Source organism: Aeromonas sp. R10-1 (assembly GCF_040908465.1).
GTDB lineage: Bacteria > Pseudomonadota > Gammaproteobacteria > Enterobacterales > Aeromonadaceae > Aeromonas > Aeromonas caviae.
Genome location: NZ_JBFODT010000028.1, coordinates 24,301 through 41,565 on the forward strand (window position 1 = coordinate 24,301; position 17,265 = coordinate 41,565).

Consider the following 17,265-nt stretch of genomic DNA (forward strand, 5'->3'; position numbering starts at 1 on the left):
GAGGCGTGGAGCCAAGGACGGCTGGGTCTGACATCAGATCAGAAGATGAGCCGGAAAATGGCGGGCGCGAAGTGTAACAGATAGGCGACAGGAATGCCGCCTCAAATGGCCTGTATTTTTCCGGGGGCTGCGCTCTCCAGACGCGGCAGCAGGCGCAGCCCGGGCAGTGAGATCAGCGCACCCGCTTGCTCGGACGCTTGAGCAGCCGCATGCCGATGGCCGCCACCGCGATGACGAACAACCCGAAAGAGGTGACAAGCAGGCACTTGGTCAGCAGCTCCTGATGATGGGCAAAGACCGGGGTCGCCATCACCATCTTGCCGGCCATGCTCAGCACCAGGGACCAGAGGAAGGCGCTGGCAAAACTCGCCACGGCCACCCGCAGCAGGTGCAGGCGGGAGACTCCCATTAACATGGGGGTCAACACTCTCACGAAGGGGATGAAACGGGACACGAACATGGCCCAGAAGCCGTAACGATCCAGCAGTCGGGAGGCCCTGGGCAGGCTCCCTTCCGGGATCATTCGCTCCACATGGCCCATGAAACGGGTGCCATGCAGTGCCTGCCCCTGCCAGTAGGCGAGCACGCTCCCTATCCCGGCCGCGAGCGGCAGATAGAGCAAGGTCACCTCGGGTCCCAGCACCCCCATGCCCACCAGACCGCCCGCCAGCAGCACCAGGCTGTCACCGGGCAGGGGCAGAAAGACGAAGCTCGATTCAAGGAAGAGGATCACCACCAGACAGGTGACGAGCAGACCGATTGCCTGCATTTGTATAAGCTGATCAAAATCCTGATGCCATATGGCAAGCAGCATGTCCTGCATCTGGTGTGACTCCCATCAACGTAATGCGCATTCGTCATGATGACCCGAAGGCCCCGTCTGGTAATCCATCCCTGCTACCACCCCAATGTTCGTATGGGAGGCCTCTTATACACCCGGGGAACTGAACAATAAATTAATGTCTGTGATTTCTGCCCAGCGGCTCACCCTTCTCGCCCCCCCCTGCCCCCGCCAAAGCGAGGGCAGCTTGGCCCATCAGGCCAATGCGCACGCCCCCAAAACAGGACGGGCCTGCCCTTGCCAGGCTGCCAAGCCAGATGAAACCCGTTACAGTGTGAACATGCCCCAATGGACGGGGTACTCATGGAGCCAGGTATGGCAAGACCGCTCTCTTCTCACACACTTTCCTTGCTGGCGGTTATTGCCGGCGTCTCTGCCGGTCTTGTGACAAAGGCCCGTGCCAGCGACGAAAGCCTGGTTCAACAGCGCGCCAACGCCGTCGTCTCCCTGATGAGCTACGCTGTGGTGCCGGATATCACCGCCAGCAACCTGGATATCGGCAGCGGCACCAACGACACCTCTGCCCTCACCATCACCCAGCTCGGGGGTGGCGCCACCCTGAGCGAGGATGTTCCCCTCTATCTGGAGGGCACCCTGGGCTACAGCCGCTACGATCCCCAGTTCGTGTTCACCGATGGCAACGAGACCCGCACCATCCCCACCAAATGGAACAGCCTTAGCGCCACCGGCGGCATTGGCTGGGACTTCAGCCTGCACCGTGACCGCTTTGGCGGCAACCTGGTGCTGCGCCCCATCGCCAATGTCACCCTGGGCACGGTGGCGAGCGATCTGCGTATCGGTGCCGCCCTGATCGAATACAGGACAGGCAGAAGCCTCGACTTCCTCGATGGCGGCAACCTCAATGTCTATGGCCTCGGCGGCTCATTGATGCTGGACTATGAACTCTTCTCCGCCGCCCAGGACATCGATGCCGAGCTGCGCTACTCCTACCAGCATCTGCAAAGCTTCACCGGCACCGCCGAGAGCGTCACCGGTCAGGCCGATGCGGAAAACCTCGGGCTTTACCTGCGCCGCCGCGCTCCCCTCTGGGACTGGACCCTGCTGGACAGGCCCCTTCGCTACGTGCTGGAAGGAGCCAGAACCGAATACCTGGGGCAGCAACGGGGGCTGCTCGGTTTCAACAGCCTCAACTCCCTGGGACTTGGCCTCGAACTCGACAGCAGCAAGTACGACATCTTCATCACCCGCACCCGGCTGGTGGCCCGCTATATGTTCAGCAACAGTACCAGCGGCTACTCCATCGGACTGGCGATGAGTTTCTAGCGCAGCAAGGCGACATGAACCGTCCCCATCACCAAATCTCTGACTGAACGCACATTTGACTCCATTGCCGCTATGAGGTCCCACCTGTATCTCCTAGCATGGGGATACGGACGGTGGGTGAAGACGTGAAGCAGAACCACGCCGGGGATTGTGGTCAGGCTGACTACCTACTGTTGAGCAGAGAACACATGACATTTCCAGGGACAGGGAGCTTGTTATGGCCAAATTTCTGAATACCAGCGCAACCAACTATTTCCTCGAAGAGCTGATAAAGGATGCCAAGGAGCGGTTAATCCTGATCAGCCCCTTTCTCAAACTCAATGACAGGATCAAGGAGCTGCTGACCGACAAGAACCGGCTCAAGATCGATGTGCGGATCGTCTATGGCAAGAGCGAACTCCAACCGGAAGAGATCAGCTGGCTCAAGGAGCTCACCTATATCCGCACCAGCTTTTGCAAAAATCTCCATGCCAAGTGCTACCTCAATGAGGAGATGTGCATTGTCACCAGCCTGAACCTCTACGAATTCAGCCAGGTGAACAACAACGAGATGGGCGTCTTGATTCTGCGCTCGGACGACGGAGAGCTCTACCGCGATGCCTATGCCGAAGCGCAGCGGATCATCAGAGTCAGTGAAGAGGTACGCATCACGCTGGAAAGGGTCGCCAGCAGCAGTGACGAGAGCGAAGCTGCGGTGGTAAATGCTGGGCCAGCCCCAGCTTGCCCCAAATGCGGTACCACCATGGTATTGCGTATCAGCAAGCGGGGGGACACCAAGGGCAATAGCTTCTGGGGGTGCACAAGCTATCCCAAGTGTCGCAGCATCATTCCCATCTAGACGCATCCCTGACCAGGGTCTGTAAAGGCATATCACTATGCTTATAGACCCGCTGCTAGCTCAGCGTTGATTTCTACTGCCACTATTGTTGCTCACAATCCTGTTCAAAACGCCGTAGTAGTAACCTGATTAAGTTAAGAATGCATGGGGCAACAAGCAGCTCTCACAGCCCCCAACACTCAAGTCGAACACATGTAATTGTCAAATGGGGAAAATTATTTTATGCGTATTACACACCCTAATTGCGTTGTATCAAAAAATTCAACCCTGATACCAAATAATTTTTAAATACTATAGAGCACAGGTGGAGAATTGTATGAGCCAGAACCTAAAAACGTATCAGCAAATAACAAGCGAGCTGAAAGCCAAGCAACGGCAAATCCACTTACTTCTGGGTAATGGATTTAGTATGGCCTACAACCCGGATATTTTTTCATATAATGCACTACATAATTTTATAAGTTCTCAAGATAACTTAAAGATCAAGTCTCTGTTTGACATAGTCAAAACCAAGAACTTCGAACTTGTCATGCAACAACTAGATAATTTCATTGATCTAGCCCGTGTTTTTGGTTGTGACAAAAACTTAGAAAGTGACATATTACAGACCAGTCAACAACTAAAAGAGAGCCTAATTGATGCTGTTGAAGCATTACATCCTGAGCATGTATTTAAACTTTCTGACGATGAAATCAATAAGTGTGCTAGATTTCTATCTCCATTCATATCTAGCAATGGCAATATATTCAGCACGAACTATGATATATTGTTATATTGGGTATTATTGCGAAAAGGTACGATTCACCATATAGATGGTTTCGGTAGAGATATCGAAGATAGCTCAGCTGATGAGCCTGAGTTTTCTGAACTGCGATGGGGATTGCATAGAGATAAACAAAATATCCATTACCTTCATGGTTCTCTTCTAATATTTGACCAGGGGATTCACATAACCAAAGAACAATATACACCTAAAAAATACATTCTTGAAAATATAAAAGAACGAATTCACAATTCACAATACCCCATCTTTGTTGCATCAGGAAATGGCGACGAAAAGTTAAGTCACATCCTTCACAATCGATATCTAACTTATTGCTATGATGCATTGTGTGCTATTGAAGGTTCATTGATAACCTTTGGATTTAACTTTGGCGAATATGATGAACATATCATAAATGCAATAAATATCGCAGCAAAGCCAGGTAGAAAAATGCCTGACAGATTATTAAGTATTTACATCGGCGTCTACTCTGAGGACGATAGAAAACATATTGAGCGTATAAAAGGGAAGTTTAAGTGTAAAGTGAACTTGTTTGATGCAAAGACTGTCCCTGTTTGGCGTTAATATCCTTAGTGTTTTAGATAAATGATGAAATATATGGCGGCCCATTGGCCGCCCTGGTTGTCTCTGGCTGTCAGCGAATGCTCGCCATCTTCCTGACGCAGGCCTGCTCCCTGTCATCCACCCGCTTGGCAAACCAGGCGGTGGTGAGGTTGCGGGTGATCTTGGGGCTCTTTAGCTGGATGCCGGGCAGGATGGCGCGAGGTTGCCGTGTCCCGGCCTGTTTGTCGGCCAGGGCGAAGACCCTGTGGTAGAGATCGCTTTTGGCAAAGTCGCTGCTGTCCCCCAGCTTCAGGCTCTGGTGAATGGCCTGCTTGCTCATGTTGACGCGGCTGGCGACGCTGTGGACCGCGAGTTCGGTCTTGCCGGGCAAATCCGAGTCGTAGCGGATGAGATCCCCGTCCAGGGCCAGGGGCTTGCCACTCACCCGGCTTACCGCCGCCTGGAAGGCCGCATTGCGGCTCGCGTACCAGCCCGCATTGAAGTCGGCGAAGCGATAGAGGGTATCCGGGTAGTCGGCGGGATAGCCGAAGATGTGTTTGGTGCCAAACCAGATGCCGCCCCGACGAGTGAACACCTCGTGGCGAATGGACTCCTTCACGGGATAGGGGTAGCCACGGGCGTTGGCTTCGGCAAAGGCGACGCTCACCTGCATGGGGCCGCCGGTGCGCACCGGGTTGAGGTTGCCAAAGAGCTGCTTGCCCATGGGGACGCTGCCTATCATGTCTTCGAAGATCTCGCTCATCTCCCGCTCGGTGCGAAGCTTGTCGATGCGCTCGGCATAGCTCTTGCCAGTGGGGGATTGGATGGAGAGGGCCGTGCGCACCATGAACTCGGGGATCAGCAGCTTGCCGGCCCGGGCATTGATCTCCTTCCAGGCAATCTTGTTGAGGTTGGGCACCACGGGGTCCGCCTGATAGGTCGCCTCCTGCTCCGCCACCGCCAGCACGCTGCAGACGTTGTGATCGCTCACCGTCAGCCCCTGGGTGGTGAGCGCCGTCACCACGTCATTGGCCCAGCCCGGCTTGTCCACCACGTTGCGCGGCAGGAAGCGCACGATGCGGCTCTTCATGTCGGCCGGTTTTTGCGGCTGCATCGCCTTGGGAATGGGGCGCCCCGCCGGCGTCGCCGGGCTGGTCGGGGCGGGAGGCTCGCTGGCACAACCCGACAGCAGGGCAAGGGAAAGCAGTGACAGCCAGCGCCAATGGGCATCAAACAAGGAGTGAGAGGGGATCATGAAGGCTTCCTGAAGAGCGGGACCTGCCCCTCATCGCGAATGAGAGGGCTCGAATGCATGGAGGCGGACATTGTAGGGAACAAGTCTGACAAGATGAAGGCGGATGAACCTGCTGGCCCGCTGGCTGCGGCATTCCCTGGCGTCATCACGCCAGCTCCACCCGGTTGCGTCCCAGGTACTTGGCCTGATAGAGGGCGAGATCGATGCGCTGGAGCAGAGCATCCACCCCCTCCCCGCTCTGGCTGATACCCAGGGCAAGGCTCACGGTGAATCTTACCCCGTCACCTGAGACCAGCTCTTCGGTCGCGCACCTTATCTGCTCCGCCAGCGCACGGGCCTTGTCGCCCGTCATGCCGGGCAGCCAGATGGCAAACTCCTCTCCCCCAAGGCGTGCCACCACCCCATCCAATGGGCAGAGCTGGCGCAGCAGGGTGCTGAATTCACGCAGCACATTGTCGCCGATGGCGTGGCCATAGCGATCGTTGATCAGCTTGAAGTGATCGAGATCCAGCAGCAGGAGCGGCGTCCCCTCCTCTCCGTGCGCCTCCAGCACGGCGCGAAACGCCCGGCGATTGGAGAGCCCGGTCAGCTCGTCTGACATGGCGAGAGAGGAGAGCCGCATCTGGGTGCCATACATCTGCTGCACCATCAGCAGCACACCCCAGGCCGAGGCCAGCATGCCGATCGTGCGCAGGCTGTCTTCCACCGTGGAGAGCCACCAGGGCTGGAAATAGACCTCATCCATCAGATCGATGACGCCGGAAACGAGCCAGAGGGTCAGCCCGCCGGTGAGGGAGAGATAGGTTCTCAAGGTGATCTGGGCACACTGCACCACCCAGAACATGAACAGCAAGGTCAGCACGTTGAGCGCTTCGGCCAGAGCCCCGACGGTATAGAGGTTGTGCTCTGCCAGGGGATCAAAGCTGACCCCGGCCAGGATCCCCGTCAGCAGCAGCAGACAGGGCAGGCTCACCAGCACGAAACGACGGCAGGGAGGAAGCGAGAAGAACCGGGCGGGGTGAACGGATAACCTGAGGGGAGTCTTCATCATGTTTTGGGCTCCAAGCGCGCATGTCTTCTATCCCGAATGGCAGCCGTTGGCTGCCATCGCCAGCGAACCCCGACGGCATTCCTGGTGGCAAATCACTGATATTGTGGGCCGATTTTTCCATAAAAAACAATCCCCTCACCATATGGGTCAGGGGATTGTTGCAACGGGGACGGCGCGATCTGCCGTGAATCGGGGCGGGCGGCCCTTCCCTGCTCGCCCTCACGGCAAGCGGGCAGTGCCGCCTCAGGCGCTCTGGCGCAGGGCCTGATGCTGGGCGGCGCCGTTGATCACCGCCTGCAGGGAGGCGTTGACCACGTCGCGACCGACGGCAACGCCACACATCCGGGTGCCCTCGACGCTCAGCAGCACATAGGCGGCGGCGCGGGATTCGGTGCCGGCGGTGAGCGCATGCTCGGAGTAATCCAGCACATCGATGTGCATGCCGGTCTGACGCTGCCAGCCGTTGACCAGGGCCGTGATGGCTCCCTCCCCTTCACCGCACAGTTGCAGGGTGCCGTGGGGGGTCTGCAACTCCAGGCGCAGGCTCTCCTGACTGTCATGACCGAGCTGGAAGCGCCCGATGCGATAGCCGTGGGCCGGCTCAAGATAGTGCTGCTCGAACAGGGTGCGGATCTGCTCCGGGCTGATTTCGCTACTGCTCGCCTCAGCCTCGGCCTGCACCCGGCGGCTGAAGTCGATTTGCAGCCAGCGCGGCAGTTGCAGACCGAGGTCACGTTCCAGCAGATAGGTCACCCCTCCCTTGCCGGACTGGCTGTTGATGCGGATCACCGCCTCGTAGCTGCGACCGAGATCGGCAGGATCGATGGGCAGGTAAGCCACGTCCCAGTAGTGATCCGGTTTTTCTGCCGCGAGAGACTTGCGGATGGCGTCCTGGTGGCTGCCGGAAAACGCCGTGTAGACCAGCTCGCCGGCATAGGGGTGGCGCGGGTGCAGGGCAATCTGGGTGCAGGCCCCCACGGTGGCGACGATGGCATCCATGTCGGACAGGTCCAGCTCGGGGTCAATCCCCTGACTGTAGAGGTTCATGGCCATGGTGACGATGTCCATGTTGCCGGTGCGCTCCCCGTTGCCGAGCAGGGTGCCCTCGATGCGATCCGCCCCCGCCAGCACCGCCAGCTCGGCGGCGGCCACCCCGCAGCCTCTGTCGTTGTGGGTGTGGATGGAGATGCTCACCTCGGGTCGCGCCTTGAGGTGTCGGCAGAACCACTCCACCTGATCCGCAAACACGTTGGGGGTGCTCACCTCCACCGTGGCGGGGAGGTTCAGGATCATGGGACGGGCAGCGGCACGCCACTCGTCGATGACGGCGTCACACACCTCGACGGCGAACTCCACCTCGGTACTGCTGAAACTCTCCGGGGAATACTGGAAACTCCACTCGGTGCCCGGATTGCGGGCCGCATACTCCCTCACCCAGCGCGCCCCCTGCACGGCGATGGCCTTGACCCCTTCACGCCCCGAGTTGAACACGTAGTTGCGCTGGGTCGGGTTGACCGAGTTGTAGACGTGAACGATGGCCCGCTTCGCCCCCTTGAGGGCCTCGAAGGTGCGGGCGATCAGATCTTCGCGCGCCTGCACCAGCACCTGGATGGTGACGTCATCGGGGATGAGGTTGCGCTCGATGAGTTCGCGCACAAAATCGAAGTCGGGCTGGGAGGCCGCCGGGAAGCCCACCTCGATGTGCTTGAAACCGATGTGGGTCATCAGCGCCCACATTTGCAGCTTCTGGGCCACCGTCATGGGCTCGACCAGCGCCTGGTTGCCGTCGCGCAGGTCCACGGCGCACCACAGCGGTGCCCGCTCCAGTACCCGGTTGGGCCACTGGCGATCCGCCAGGTTGATCACGGGGGCACGGCGGTATTTGCGATGATCGAAGCTCATATTCAGATTCCCTTGACGGATGGGCGAGGCACCGGACGACCGGACCGACAGGCGGATGGGGCAAGGAGGGGAAACGGGTTGATGCGGTAACACCGACCCTGACGAGTCGCGCGGCGGTAACCCCGCGACCGGTTTTCCTGCGGCCCCCGTCGGTCACCGGGGCCGGCCACGGCAGCCGGATCGGGCTGCGGGCGCTGATCCTCTCGCACGCCACCTTTCGGTGTGTCGGCGCAGACGACCTTGTTTGTATGAGCACCCAGTATAGGGAGGTCGTGGGGGCGAGAGATTGCGAAGATTGCACCCCATCATGCCAATTCAGCAATATTGATGCAGTGAATCTCCAATAAAGGGGTGAGTATCACCACCCATGATGCATTATCCGCCATCTCACCCATCTTCCTTGCTGGCGCCCCCACCGGGAGTGGCCGGGCGCGGACAATAAAAAAAACCCCGCCATCGCTGGCGGGGTTTGCGTGCATCGAGCGGGCAGCGTGCTGCCGGTGCTCTTAGCGGTTGTTCACCCTCTCGTGCAGCTCCTGCACCGAGTTGACGTTGGCGGTGGCATCCACGCTGATGGCCATGCAGGTGGCGAAGGCCGCGTGCAGCGTGGTGGTGTAGGCCACCTTGTGCTGCAGGGCGCCGCGGCGCAGCTGCTTGGAATCCTGGATGGCCTGACGACCCTCGGCGGTGTTGACGATGTAGGTGTACTCGCCATTCTTGATGCGATCCAGAATGTGCGGACGCCCCTCGTGCACCTTGTTGACCAGACGCGGGTTGATGCTCGCCTCGCCCAAGGTCACGGCGGTGCCGTGGGTGGCGTCGAGGTCATAGCCCAGCTCCAGCAGCTTGGCGGCCAGGTTCACCACCCGCTCCTTGTCGCCGTGACGCACGGACAAGAGGGCGCGACCTTCGCTCGGTACCTGGTGACCGGCACCCAGCTGCGCCTTGGCATAGGCCTCGGCGAAGCTGCTGCCCACCCCCATGACTTCGCCAGTGGAGCGCATTTCCGGCCCCAGCAGCGGGTCCACACCCGGGAACTTGGCGAACGGCAGTACCACTTCCTTCACCGAGTAGTAGGGCGGGATGATCTCGGTGGTGAAGCCCTGTTCTTTCAGGCTCTGACCGGCCATGACGCGGGCGGCGATCTTCGCCAGCGGTGCGCCCGTGGCCTTGGAGACGAAGGGCACGGTACGGGCGGCACGGGGGTTCACCTCGATGAGGTAAATCTCGTTGTCTTTCACCGCGAACTGCACGTTCATCAGACCGACTACGCCAAGTTCCAGCGCCAGTTTGCGCACCTGCTCGCGCATCTCGTCCTGAATCGCCTTGGACAGGGTGTAGGGCGGCAGGGAGCAGGCGGAGTCACCGGAGTGAATGCCGGCCTGTTCGATGTGCTCCATGATGCCGCCGATGACCACGTCAACGCCGTCGCAGATGGCATCCACGTCCACCTCGGTGGCGTCGTCCAGGAAGCGGTCCAGCAGCACAGGCGACTCGTTGGAGACGCTCACTGCCTCGGCGAAGTAGCGGCGCAGGTCCTGCTCGTCATAGACGATTTCCATGGCGCGGCCACCCAGCACGTAGGAGGGGCGAACCACCAGCGGGTAGGTGATGCGCGTGGCCAGTTGCACGGCCTGCTCCAGGGCGGTGACGGTGCCGTTTTCCGGCTGCTTGAGCCCCAGGCGCTCGACGGCGGACTGGAAGCGCTCGCGATCTTCCGCGCGGTCGATGGCATCCGGGCTGGTCCCGATGACCGGCACGCCGTTGGCTTCCAATGCCCGCGCCAGTTTCAGCGGAGTCTGGCCGCCGTACTGGACGATGACGCCCTTGGGCTGCTCGACTCGCACGATTTCCAGCACGTCTTCCAGGGTGACCGGCTCGAAGTAGAGACGGTCGGAGGTGTCGTAGTCGGTGGAGACGGTTTCCGGGTTGCAGTTGACCATGATGGTCTCGTAACCGTCTTCGCGCAGGGCCAGCGCCGCGTGTACGCAGCAGTAGTCGAACTCGATGCCCTGACCGATACGGTTCGGGCCGCCACCGATGACCATGATCTTGTCGCGGTTGGTGGGGTTGGCCTCGCACTCTTCGTCGTAGCTGGAGTACATGTAGGCGGTGTTGGTGGCGAACTCGGCCGCGCAGGTATCGACCCGCTTGTAGACCGGGAAGATGTTGTGACGGGCACGCAATTTACGCACTTCCCCTTCGGCCACGCCGAGGATCTTGGCCAGACGGGCGTCGGCAAAGCCCTTTCGCTTGAGGGCGCGCAGGAAGTCGGCGTCAAGACCGGCCATGCCGCGCTCTTTCACCTGCTCTTCCAGTTTCACCAGCTCTTCAATCTGCACCAGGAACCAGGGGTCAATCTTGGTCAGCTTGAACACGCCGTCCATGGAGAGACCGGCGCGGAAGGCGTCGGCGATGTAGAAGATGCGCTCGGCACCGGCATCCTGCAGCTCGTGACGGATGCGGGTCAGGGAATCGGGGGTGTTCAGGTCAACCATGGGGTCGAAGCCGGTCTTGCCGGTCTCGAGGCCACGCAGGGCCTTGTGCAGGGACTCCTGGAAGTTGCGGCCAATGGCCATCACTTCACCCACGGATTTCATCTGGGTGGTCAGACGGTCGTTGGCGCCGGCGAACTTCTCGAAGTTGAAGCGCGGCACCTTGGTCACCACGTAGTCGATGGCCGGCTCGAAGGAGGCCGGGGTACGACCGCCGGTGATGTCGTTCATCAGCTCGTCCAGGGTGTAACCGATGGCGAGCTTGGCGGCGATCTTGGCGATGGGGAAGCCGGTCGCCTTGGAGGCCAGCGCAGAGGAGCGCGACACCCGCGGGTTCATCTCGATGATGACCATGCGGCCGTCTTTGGGGTTGATGCCGAACTGGACGTTGGAGCCACCGGTCTCGACACCGATCTCGCGCAGCACCGCCATGGAGGCGTTGCGCATGATCTGGTACTCCTTGTCGGTCAGCGTCTGGGCTGGCGCGACCGTGATGGAGTCACCGGTGTGGATGCCCATGGGGTCGAAGTTCTCGATGGCGCAGACGATGATGCAGTTGTCGTTGCGATCCCGCACCACTTCCATCTCGTACTCTTTCCAGCCGATGAGCGACTCGTCGATGAGCAGCTCCTTGGTCGGGGAGAGATCCAGACCGCGCTCGCAGATCTCCACGAACTCTTCGGTGTTGTAGGCGATGCCGCCGCCCGAGCCACCCATGGTAAAGGAAGGACGGATGATGCAGGGGAAGCCGACCATCTGCTGCACGCCCCAGGCCTCTTCCATGTTGTGGGCGATGCCGGCACGGGGGCACTCCAGGCCAATGCTGCGCATCGCCTTGTCAAAGCGGGAGCGATCCTCGGCCTTGTCGATGGCGTCGGCGGTGGCGCCGATCATCTCGACACCGAACTCCTTGAGCACGCCATGCTGCTCCAGCGCCAGGGCGCAGTTCAGCGCAGTCTGACCACCCATGGTGGGCAGGATGGCGTCCGGGCGCTCTTTCTTGATGATCTCGCGCACCACTTCCCAGGTGATGGGCTCGATGTAGGTGGCGTCGGCCATCTCCGGGTCGGTCATGATGGTGGCCGGGTTGGAGTTCACCAGGATGACGCGGTAGCCCTCTTCTTTCAGGGCCTTGCACGCCTGGGCGCCGGAGTAGTCGAATTCGCAGGCCTGACCGATGACGATGGGGCCGGCGCCGAGGATCAGGATGCTCTGTAGGTCGTTACGTTTTGGCATGGCTCTCTTTATCCTCTTAGGCGCGATACTGCTTAATCAATTCAATAAAGTGGTCGAACAGACCGGCACAATCGTGCGGGCCCGGGCTCGCTTCGGGGTGACCCTGGAAGCTGAAGGCCGGACGGTCGGTGCGATGGATGCCCTGGAGCGACCCATCGAACAAGGAGACGTGGGTGGCACGCAGGCACTCGGGCAGGGTCTGCTCGTCCACCGCAAAGCCGTGGTTCTGGGCGGTGATCATCACGGTGTTGTCGTCCAGACTCTTCACCGGGTGGTTGGCACCGTGGTGGCCGAACTTCATCTTGATGGTCTTGGCGCCGGAGGCCAGGCCCAGCAACTGGTGGCCCAGGCAGATACCGAACACCGGGGTGCTGGTATCAAGGAAAGCCTTGATAGCTTCGATGGCGTAGTCGCACGGCTCGGGGTCGCCGGGGCCGTTGGAGAGGAAGATGCCATCCGGGTTCATCGCCAGTACCTCGGCGGCCGGGGTCTTGGCCGGCACCACGGTCAGGCGGCAGCCACGGTCCACCAGCATGCGCAGGATGTTGCGCTTCACGCCGAAGTCGTAGGCCACCACGTGGTATTTCAGCTCATCGGCCGCCGGGATGACGTGACCCTTGCCGAGCTGCCAGCTGCCTTCAGTCCAGCTGTAGGATTCGCTCACGGTCACTTCCTTGGCCAGGTCCATCCCCTTCAAACCGGGGAAGGCGCGGGCCTGTTCGAGGGCATGGGCTTCATCGAGCTGCTTGCCGGCCAGGATGCAACCAGCCTGGGCGCCTTTTTCACGCAGGATGCGGGTCAGCTTGCGGGTGTCGATGTCGGCGATGCCAACGATGTTGTGGGACTTGAGGTAATCGGAGAGGGATTGCTGATTGCGGAAGTTGGAGGCCAGTATCGGAAGGTCCCGGATGATGAGGCCCTGAGCATGGACCTGACTGGACTCTTCATCTTCGCTGTTGGTGCCGGTGTTGCCTATATGGGGGTAAGTGAGGGTAACGATCTGACGGGAATAGGAGGGATCTGTGAGGATTTCCTGATAACCCGTCATCGACGTGTTGAAAACCACTTCACCAACGGAACATCCCTCGGCGCCTATCGACACGCCTTTGAACACAGTTCCATCTTCCAGCACTAGCAATGCAGTGTGATTCAAGACAACCTCCAGTTATTTAGCTTTAAATTCAGCAATTTACCTGGGTGTTGCGGGCTCGGTTCCGGTCTTTGACAGGACTCGAACCCGGCAGATTTCTGGCAAATTGGGCGCATTCTACTTAAAAACGATCTCATTTCAACGTCTTTTCTCGTTTGAAATGCATCTAAATTCAATAAACAAGCAACATTACCCATTATCTATGCACTCACTCGCTTTGCAACCCCCTCTTCAAAAAGAAAAGCCAAACACAGACAACAAAGCGGCGCCCGATGCCATGCAACGTACAAAAAACCAAATTTACCACTTAATAAACAGCAAGATAGAAAATTAAAAAATAAACAACACAACAGCAAAAACACCATTTGAAGCCAGAAAAGTGAACGCCAAGAATAGAAAACGTTTTTCTTGGATTGCATTTTTAGTCTATTTCACATCAAGGCGAAATGCCCCCCGCAGGGGAATATTGAGACCCAAACCCGTTACCCCTTGATGACATTTTTGTCGCAAGAGGGTGGCAGGCTTGTAAGAATGGCAGGATTTAGCGAGGTTCACTCAAAAAGTGATGATTAAGGCTCATTTCTACAAAAAAGTGACAAAAAACCCCGGCGGACCGGGGTTTGGCAACCAGTACGGGAGTCTGCCCCCCCCCCCTGAAGACGGTTTATTTCAGACCGAGCACATCCTGCATGTCATAGAGACCGGCCCCTTGCTGGCCGAGCCACTTGCCCGCCCGCACTGCACCGTTGGCGAAGGTCAGACGGCTGGAAGCCTTGTGGCTGATCTCGACCCGCTCGCCGATGTCGGCGAACATGACGGTGTGCTCCCCCACCAGATCGCCGGCGCGGATGGTGGCAAAGCCGATGGTGTTGCGATCCCGTTCACCGGTGATCCCCTCACGGCCATAGACGGCGCACTCTTTGAGATCCCGGCCCAGGGTTTTCGCCACCACTTCCCCCATGGAGAGCGCAGTGCCGGACGGAGCATCCACCTTGTGTCTGTGGTGCCCCTCGATGATCTCGATGTCGGTGTACTCCCCCATCACCCTGGCCGCCTGCTCCAGCAGCTTGAACACCAGGTTGACCCCGACCGAGTAGTTGGAGGCGAAGACGATGCCGATCTGCTTGCCCGCCTCGTGCAGGGCCGCCTTGCCCGCCTCGTCAAAGCCGGTGGTGCCGATCACCATCTGCTTGCCATGCGCCAGTGCAAAGGCGAGGTTCGCCAGGGTCACCTCGGGGCGGGTGAAGTCGATGATGAGATCGAATTCGTCCTTCACCTTCTCCAGACTGTCGCTGATGATGACGCCAAGGCGCCCCAGGCCGTTGAGTTCACCCGCATCCAGACCGATCACGGCAGAGCCCGGTCGTTCCAGCGCAGCTCCCACCACCACGCCCTCGGCGTTGGCGATAGCCTCCAGCAGCACCTTGCCCATACGACCATTACAGCCCATCACGGCCACACGGATCGGATTGTCCATCTCCACCCTCTCATCTCTTTATTATGGAAAGAGACCGTTTTACCAGCCCGCGTCCCCTTTGAAAAGCCCGATCTGGCCCGCCAAACCACCCCGACATTTAAACGATAAATTCATTAAAAACAGAATAAATAACGGAATAACCAGACAAGTCAGAATCACGAAGCAAAAAGCCCTATCCATCTGGACGGCTATCTTGACCCGGGCGGGCCGACTCACTACTGTTGGCCCCCCATGGTGGCAGGATGCCCGCCCTGTGCCCGCCCTGGAGGCGCCACAGGCAACGACAGGAGGTCATTGTTCAAGTTTCGAGGAACACATGATCCAGACCCAACCCCGTGCCAGAGCCCTGCTGCCCCTTCTGGTCTTTCTTGCCCTCTTCATCGGTACCGGTACCTGGCTGACCCTGCAGGGGGTCGAGTTCGCCTTCTACCAGCTCCCCGCCCCCGTTGCCGCCCTGCCCGCCGTCATGCTGGCCCTGCTGATGGGACGCGAGGGGTTCAACAAGAACCTCGAGACCTTCTTCAAGGGGGTGGGCGAGAGCAACATCATGGCCATGTGCCTCATCTATTTGCTGGCGGGCGCCTTCGCCACCGTGGCCAAGGCCACCGGCGGGGTGGATGCCACGGTCGCCCTCGGCCTCTCCCTCATTCCGGGCTGGTGCCTGCTGCCGGGGCTCTTCCTCATCTCTGCCTTCATTGCCACCGCCATGGGTACTTCCATGGGCACCATCGGCGCCGTGGCACCGGTGGCGCTCGGCGTCGCCCATGCCGCCGGCATCGATCCGATGCTGATGGCGGGGACCATCCTCTCCGGCGCCATGTTCGGGGACAACCTCTCCATCATCTCCGACACCACCATCGCCGCCACCCGCAGCCAGGGCTGCGAGATGAAGGACAAGTTTCGCGAGAACATCAAGATTGCCGCCCCCGCCGCCGTGCTGGTGATCCTGCTCTATCTGGTGCTGGGCTCCACCGGTGAAGCGCCGGCCCCCACCGCCGAGGCGGACTTGCTCAAGGTCGCCCCCTATCTGCTGATCCTGGTGCTGGCCCTCTCTGGCATGAACGTCTTCATGGTACTGGGGCTCGGCATCCTGGCGGCCGGTGGCGTGGGGCTGCTTGGCAGCTACTCCCTCGGCCAGTTCAGCAAGGACATCTATCAGGGCTTTACCAGCATGCAGGAGATCTTCCTGCTCTCCATGCTCATCGGCGGTCTGGGTGCCCTGATGGAACGCCAGGGTGGGCTCGCATGGATAAGTGAGCGCATCGCCGCCCTGATTGCCCGCTTCACCCGCCACCACGATGGCGAGCAGAACGAAAAGGCGGCCGAGCTCGGCATCGCCGGCGTGGTGAGCCTCACCAACCTGTGCACCGCCAACAACACCGTGGCCATCATAGTCGCGAGCAAGGTGGCCAGGGATCTGGCGGACCATCACGGGGTCACCCCGCGCCGCGCCGCCTCCATGCTGGACATCTTCTCCTGCGTGGTACAGGGGCTGATTCCCTGGGGCGCCCAGGCGCTGCTGCTGGGTTCCATCTTCGCCCTCTCGCCGATCCTGGTCGTGAGCATGAGCTTCTACCCCATGGCGCTGGCACTGGCCGCCATCGTGGCCGTCTTCCTCAAGCACCAGATGGGCGCAGTGGCTCCCGCCCCCCACCGTTCCTGACACCCGACCTCAGGGGCCGCCCGGCTGGCGGCCCCGCCATCGGCTTTTCATCCCGTCGGCCCCTTGTTAAGGTAGCGCCAGCCCACCTTTGCCCAGGAGTCCCCATGCCGGATACCCAACCCGAACGCCAGAACCTGCGCCAGCTCATTCGCCAGCGCAGAAAAAGCCTGAGCCAGGCCGAGCAGCAGACGGCGGCCCAACAGCTGGTCGAGCGCTTCCAGGAACACCCCGGCATCCTCGCGGCCAGGCGCATCGCCCTCTATCTGGCCAACGACGGGGAGCTCGATCCCATGCCCGCCATCCACTGGCTGTGGGCCCGGCAAAAGGAGGTCTACCTGCCGGTGCTGCACCCCTTCACCCCGGGTCACCTGCTCTTCTTGCGCTACACCGCCACCACCCCCATGACCCGCAACCGCTACGGCATCGCCGAGCCCGAGCTCGACGTGCAGCAGGTGCTGCCCCACAGCATGCTGGACATCATCTGCACCCCGCTGGTGGCCTTCGATGAGGCAGGCAACCGCCTCGGCATGGGGGGCGGCTACTACGATCGCACCCTCGCCTGCTGGCACGAGCACCAGCTCGGCCCAAGACCCCTGGGGCTCGCCCACGATTGCCAGCAGGTGGATGCCGTCCCCCGGGAGCAGTGGGACGTGCCGCTCCCCCAGATCATCACCCCCAGCCGCAGCTGGCACTTTGCCTGATCAGGCGGGGGCGCCCCCTTCGGTTCAATAAACAGGCAAACGATT

General features: G+C 60.0%; 12 protein-coding genes. 5 read left to right on the plus strand and 7 right to left on the minus strand.

The window, feature by feature from the left end; all coding sequences use genetic code 11:
* Window positions 1-172: 172 nt before the first annotated feature.
* Window positions 173-823 (minus strand): DedA family protein, encoded by a 651-nt coding sequence (locus AB5Y93_RS14595; protein ID WP_039040377.1) that lies wholly within the window; start codon window positions 821-823, stop codon window positions 173-175.
* 333 nt (window positions 824-1,156) lie between these two features.
* Here AB5Y93_RS14595 and AB5Y93_RS14600 point away from each other — a divergent pair, with 333 nt between their 5' ends.
* The 3 genes from AB5Y93_RS14600 to AB5Y93_RS14610 all read left to right on the plus strand — a co-directional run bounded on the left by AB5Y93_RS14600 (window position 1,157) and on the right by AB5Y93_RS14610 (window position 4,311).
* Window positions 1,157-2,125, plus strand: coding sequence for an autotransporter domain-containing protein (locus AB5Y93_RS14600; RefSeq protein WP_368229703.1), 969 nt, complete (start codon window positions 1,157-1,159; stop codon window positions 2,123-2,125).
* Between the two features lie 217 nt (window positions 2,126-2,342).
* Entirely contained in the window at window positions 2,343-2,963 is a 621-nt protein-coding gene (locus tag AB5Y93_RS14605; protein ID WP_010675182.1) for a topoisomerase DNA-binding C4 zinc finger domain-containing protein, read from the plus strand.
* Window positions 2,964-3,279: 316 nt separating this feature from the next.
* Entirely contained in the window at window positions 3,280-4,311 is a 1,032-nt protein-coding gene (locus AB5Y93_RS14610) for a DUF4917 family protein (protein WP_368229704.1), read from the plus strand.
* Window positions 4,312-4,381: 70 nt separating this feature from the next.
* Here the strand turns inward: AB5Y93_RS14610 and AB5Y93_RS14615 are convergent, their stop codons facing one another.
* The 6 genes from AB5Y93_RS14615 to dapB all read right to left on the minus strand — a co-directional run bounded on the left by AB5Y93_RS14615 (window position 4,382) and on the right by dapB (window position 14,856).
* On the minus strand, window positions 4,382-5,545 hold the full coding sequence (locus tag AB5Y93_RS14615) for a DUF1615 domain-containing protein (RefSeq protein ID WP_368229705.1): 1,164 nt from the start codon (window positions 5,543-5,545) through the stop codon (window positions 4,382-4,384).
* Window positions 5,546-5,690: 145 nt separating this feature from the next.
* Window positions 5,691-6,596 carry a GGDEF domain-containing protein gene (locus AB5Y93_RS14620; protein ID WP_368229706.1) on the minus strand — a complete coding sequence of 302 codons (906 nt, stop codon included), beginning with the start codon at window positions 6,594-6,596 and terminating at the stop codon, window positions 5,691-5,693.
* A gap of 243 nt (window positions 6,597-6,839) precedes the next feature.
* Window positions 6,840-8,498 (minus strand): 2-isopropylmalate synthase, encoded by a 1,659-nt coding sequence (gene leuA / locus AB5Y93_RS14625; protein WP_301481079.1) that lies wholly within the window; start codon window positions 8,496-8,498, stop codon window positions 6,840-6,842.
* Between the two features lie 506 nt (window positions 8,499-9,004).
* Window positions 9,005-12,229, minus strand: a complete 3,225-nt coding sequence (gene carB, locus AB5Y93_RS14630; RefSeq protein WP_368229707.1) for a carbamoyl-phosphate synthase large subunit — start codon at window positions 12,227-12,229, stop codon at window positions 9,005-9,007.
* A 16-nt stretch (window positions 12,230-12,245) separates the two neighbouring features.
* Window positions 12,246-13,382: a glutamine-hydrolyzing carbamoyl-phosphate synthase small subunit gene (carA, locus tag AB5Y93_RS14635; RefSeq protein ID WP_045524279.1), complete on the minus strand. Its 1,137-nt coding sequence runs from the start codon at window positions 13,380-13,382 to the stop codon at window positions 12,246-12,248.
* 661 nt (window positions 13,383-14,043) lie between these two features.
* The gene (gene dapB / locus AB5Y93_RS14640; protein ID WP_010675190.1) at window positions 14,044-14,856 is read right to left on the minus strand and encodes a 4-hydroxy-tetrahydrodipicolinate reductase; all 813 of its coding nucleotides are present in this window, start codon (window positions 14,854-14,856) and stop codon (window positions 14,044-14,046) included.
* A 316-nt stretch (window positions 14,857-15,172) separates the two neighbouring features.
* On the opposite strand from dapB, the gene AB5Y93_RS14645 reads away from it, so the two are divergent.
* Window positions 15,173-16,519: a Na+/H+ antiporter NhaC family protein gene (locus AB5Y93_RS14645; protein ID WP_160837463.1), complete on the plus strand. Its 1,347-nt coding sequence runs from the start codon at window positions 15,173-15,175 to the stop codon at window positions 16,517-16,519.
* Between the two features lie 104 nt (window positions 16,520-16,623).
* Complete coding sequence (locus tag AB5Y93_RS14650; RefSeq protein WP_368229708.1) at window positions 16,624-17,220, plus strand: 5-formyltetrahydrofolate cyclo-ligase; 597 nt, start codon at window positions 16,624-16,626, stop codon at window positions 17,218-17,220.
* The last annotated feature ends 45 nt before the right edge of the window (window positions 17,221-17,265 follow it).

Excerpts from the sequence above, each read along its gene's own strand:
- AB5Y93_RS14600 (WP_368229703.1), top strand. The coding sequence starts at position 1,157 with ATGGCAAGACCGCTCTCTTCTCACACACTTTCCTTGCTGGCGGTTATT.
- AB5Y93_RS14605 (WP_010675182.1), top strand. The coding sequence starts at position 2,343 with ATGGCCAAATTTCTGAATACCAGCGCAACCAACTATTTCCTCGAAGAG.
- dapB (WP_010675190.1), bottom strand. The coding sequence starts at position 14,856 with ATGGACAATCCGATCCGTGTGGCCGTGATGGGCTGTAATGGTCGTATG.
- leuA (WP_301481079.1), bottom strand. The coding sequence starts at position 8,498 with ATGAGCTTCGATCATCGCAAATACCGCCGTGCCCCCGTGATCAACCTG.
- AB5Y93_RS14595 (WP_039040377.1), bottom strand. The coding sequence starts at position 823 with ATGCAGGACATGCTGCTTGCCATATGGCATCAGGATTTTGATCAGCTT.
- AB5Y93_RS14615 (WP_368229705.1), bottom strand. The coding sequence starts at position 5,545 with ATGATCCCCTCTCACTCCTTGTTTGATGCCCATTGGCGCTGGCTGTCA.
- AB5Y93_RS14610 (WP_368229704.1), top strand. The coding sequence starts at position 3,280 with ATGAGCCAGAACCTAAAAACGTATCAGCAAATAACAAGCGAGCTGAAA.
- carB (WP_368229707.1), bottom strand. The coding sequence starts at position 12,229 with ATGCCAAAACGTAACGACCTACAGAGCATCCTGATCCTCGGCGCCGGC.
- AB5Y93_RS14620 (WP_368229706.1), bottom strand. The coding sequence starts at position 6,596 with ATGATGAAGACTCCCCTCAGGTTATCCGTTCACCCCGCCCGGTTCTTC.
- AB5Y93_RS14650 (WP_368229708.1), top strand. The coding sequence starts at position 16,624 with ATGCCGGATACCCAACCCGAACGCCAGAACCTGCGCCAGCTCATTCGC.
- AB5Y93_RS14645 (WP_160837463.1), top strand. The coding sequence starts at position 15,173 with ATGATCCAGACCCAACCCCGTGCCAGAGCCCTGCTGCCCCTTCTGGTC.